The sequence below is a fragment of the Bacillus massilinigeriensis genome (assembly GCF_900111815.1).
In the GTDB taxonomy this organism is placed as follows: Bacteria; Bacillota; Bacilli; order Bacillales; family Cytobacillaceae; genus Mesobacillus_C; species Mesobacillus_C mediterraneensis.
Map to the genome: position 1 here is coordinate 1 of NZ_LT630026.1, position 2919 is coordinate 2919.

General features: G+C 40.0%; 5 protein-coding genes. All 5 read right to left on the reverse strand.

The window, feature by feature from the left end:
• Window positions 1-120: 120 nt before the first annotated feature.
• Entirely contained in the window at window positions 121-393 is a 273-nt protein-coding gene (locus tag BQ5796_RS16925) for a hypothetical protein (RefSeq protein WP_071461538.1), read from the reverse strand.
• A gap of 328 nt (window positions 394-721) precedes the next feature.
• Window positions 722-1138 carry a hypothetical protein gene (locus BQ5796_RS16930; protein ID WP_071461539.1) on the reverse strand — a complete coding sequence of 139 codons (417 nt, stop codon included), beginning with the start codon at window positions 1136-1138 and terminating at the stop codon, window positions 722-724.
• A gap of 4 nt (window positions 1139-1142) precedes the next feature.
• Window positions 1143-1511, reverse strand: coding sequence for a hypothetical protein (locus BQ5796_RS16935; protein WP_141769966.1), 369 nt, complete (start codon window positions 1509-1511; stop codon window positions 1143-1145).
• A 464-nt stretch (window positions 1512-1975) separates the two neighbouring features.
• Window positions 1976-2251, reverse strand: a complete 276-nt coding sequence (locus BQ5796_RS16940; RefSeq protein ID WP_071461541.1) for a hypothetical protein — start codon at window positions 2249-2251, stop codon at window positions 1976-1978.
• 15 nt (window positions 2252-2266) lie between these two features.
• A partial coding sequence (locus BQ5796_RS16945; protein ID WP_234969414.1) for a hypothetical protein occupies window positions 2267-2919 on the reverse strand: 653 nt, incomplete at its 5' end.

The window sequence follows — 2919 nt, forward strand, 5'->3', positions numbered from 1 at the left end:
ACCCTTATTACCAGCAAACTTCTGCAAATCCAGCCTTACCAGTGACTTTTGTTTAGGCGGATCGAGGCTGTCTAAGTTTCCTGCGCTATTTGGATTTCCTGCCCGCTTCTCTATCCTCGTTTAGGTTTGCCTTCTCGGCTGCTGTGCTCGCTTGGCCACTTTCGGCTTTGCTTTCTTCGTTGTCCGGATTACTTTGGCGGCTGAGCGGCTTTCTTTTCTCGGACTGCTCTTAATGGATCTTGCTGGCACTGTTTTCGGCCTCTTGTATACCTTTGCGGCTACACGCTTGGCTGTTGAACGGTATGTCTTCTTGGAGACTATCTTGACCGTCCTGTATGCCTTGACTACCCTTGAGGTTCCTTTGTAGGCTGCCTTAGCTAGCTTGGAAACCACCCCTCCTCCAGGAATGAAGTTCGAGGCGATGAAGACAGCTGCACCAGGCTAGACGAATCGAAGTTATTAACAAGATCTAGGGCATACAGGGAACAGGCTAAGGAAAGGAAATAGGATTGTCCTCTCGTTACCAATATTAAATTATGTAACGCATTTAGACGATTAGTGAGTAGTATATGACCGTTCCTTGTAAAAATACAACCCAATAATTAATGAGCTAAAGACAATACAGAAACTCTCTTCCATGTCATAAGGACCCTTGCCTTGATAAATATAAAAAACCTTGAAAGGCCTTTAGCCAATCAAGGTTCATACCTTTCATTATATATCAATTATAATAATCTTTTTCAAAGACTATTACACCTTCTACAGGTTCAAGAGGTTCACTTTCTGCAAATGGAGCATAAACACCAAAACCTAACTTTAATGAAGTAAAACCGCTCTCATCAATCTGTAGCTTCTCATCAAATTGCGAAACAAAATCCTTTACTTTAGAAAATGATTTCCCAATTAAGTACTCTCCATTGAAAATAACGAAAGCTGGTGCAAATAATTCTATAGCCTCACAAACTCCTGACTTTTTATAGAAAACATGACACCATTCAAAACTGTCTGTTTCACATTCATCATCATCAAATTTCCGAAATTTTTCAGCTTTTGAATTCAATGCAGTCTGCACTTCATCCGAGGTCATCCCTAGATGAATCTTTCCAACACCAATATAAGGCATAATGTTAAACTCCATTCTATTAATCCCCCAATAATTCATTAGTATATTTTTGCATTTGTTCAATTCCCTTATCATATTTGTTACCGAATTGAGACCTTAAATCATCAATATCCAATTGTTGAGCTTCTCTAAACTTACCTTGTTGAATTAGAACTTTTTGTTTCGCCCTGTATTCTTTTGATTTTTTTGAACTGCTCCAACTTTTTGTTTTCATATGATCCTTTGTTTCCATTCTTACTCCTGGTCCAGTACCTTTACTATAAGGACTAACTGAATCTGCTGGCATATGATGAACTTGTCCACCCTTTGCCGGTACATTTTTATATGCCCCACCAAGTTGTTCACCATTATCCGTACCCTTACTACCAGCAAACTTCTGCAAATCCATCCTTGCCAGCGACTTTTGTTTGGGTGGATCGAGGCTGTCTAAGTTTCCTGCTCTATTGGCTTTGCTTTCTTCGTTGTCCGGATTACTTTGGCGGCTGAGCGGCTTTCTTTTCTCGGACTGCTCTTAATGGATCTTGCCGGCACTGTTTTCGGCCTCTTGTATACCTTTGCGGCTACACGCTTGACTGTTGAACGGTATGTCTTCTTGGAGACTCTCTTGATCGTCCTACGGTTTTTCAAACAAATAGTGAGTATTATAAAACCATCTCTAGTAAAATGCAACTCAAAATTAAATACCAAGGCACAATAAGGATGCCATTTACGTTAGCCCTTATTTATCGCCACGGGCTTTCTTCTTAATTTAATATTTAGCCTTTCTACGTCATAAACTATCCCTTTCACCTAACTCCAAGGCTAATTGGTTAAAAAGAACTAGAGGTTTTCCCCTAGTTCTTTTATTTATATTCATGATTTGATGAAATCTACGCAAACATCATGTAATTGAATATTTTCCTTCAAGGATTTTTTACTTCCTTTTTCAATGATATCTAACTGTAGATTATCCTTTGTATAACCGTCAATTAGCTCCATTATGCTATAAATAGTGTCATACGTTACATCGTACAATAGCCTCTCAGGATTTTCACAACTATATTTGCTCAGAGCAGTCTGAACTACCTCTTCTTGAATTTCATTTAGTGTATTGAAAAATAATTCTTGGCTAGAATTTAACTTTCTCATATAAGCCTCCCATTATCAATTATCGTATTTACCATTATATAAGTATTGATACAATTGTGTAACATCTCTTTTCCCTGGCGATGTTACACCCCCGTCACCAGTTTTTCTACCTTGTCCTCCAAAAATTGCACCCGTTTTTGGATTAACGTTTCGAGTTGGTTGGTGTACATGTGGTGACAATCCACCATGTGAGTCAGCCCCAAATCTCTTAAACTGACCATCAGCATTTTTAGGGCTTGTATTAAAGCCAGGAGAATTGGTATGCAGTGTTGTTTCTTTATCTACAGGAACATTATTTTTTACAAATCCTTCAAAAGTTCTTTCGCCAGGTTCAGATTTATATCCTCTAGTGGCTAGTCCTTTATCCGTGCCCTTATCACCAGCAAACTTCTGCAAATCCAGCCTTACGAGTGACTTTTGTTTAGGTGGATCGAGGCTGTCTAAGTTTCCTGCGCTATTTGGATTTCCTGCCCGCTTCTCTATCCTCGTTTGGGTTTGCCTTCTTGGCTGCTGGGCTCGCTTGGCCACTTTCGGCTTTGCTTTCTTCGTTGTCCGGATTACTTTGGCGGCTGAGCGGCTTTCTTTTCTCGGACTGCTCTTAATGGATCTTGCCGGCACTGTTTTCGGCCTCTTGTATACCTTTGCGGCTACACGCTTGGCTGTTGAAC

Coding starts and splice junctions, on each gene's coding strand:
- BQ5796_RS16940 (WP_071461541.1), bottom strand. CDS start 2,251: ATGAGAAAGTTAAATTCTAGCCAAGAATTATTTTTCAATACACTAAAT.
- BQ5796_RS16935 (WP_141769966.1), bottom strand. CDS start 1,511: ATGGATTTGCAGAAGTTTGCTGGTAGTAAGGGTACGGATAATGGTGAA.
- BQ5796_RS16930 (WP_071461539.1), bottom strand. CDS start 1,138: ATGGAGTTTAACATTATGCCTTATATTGGTGTTGGAAAGATTCATCTA.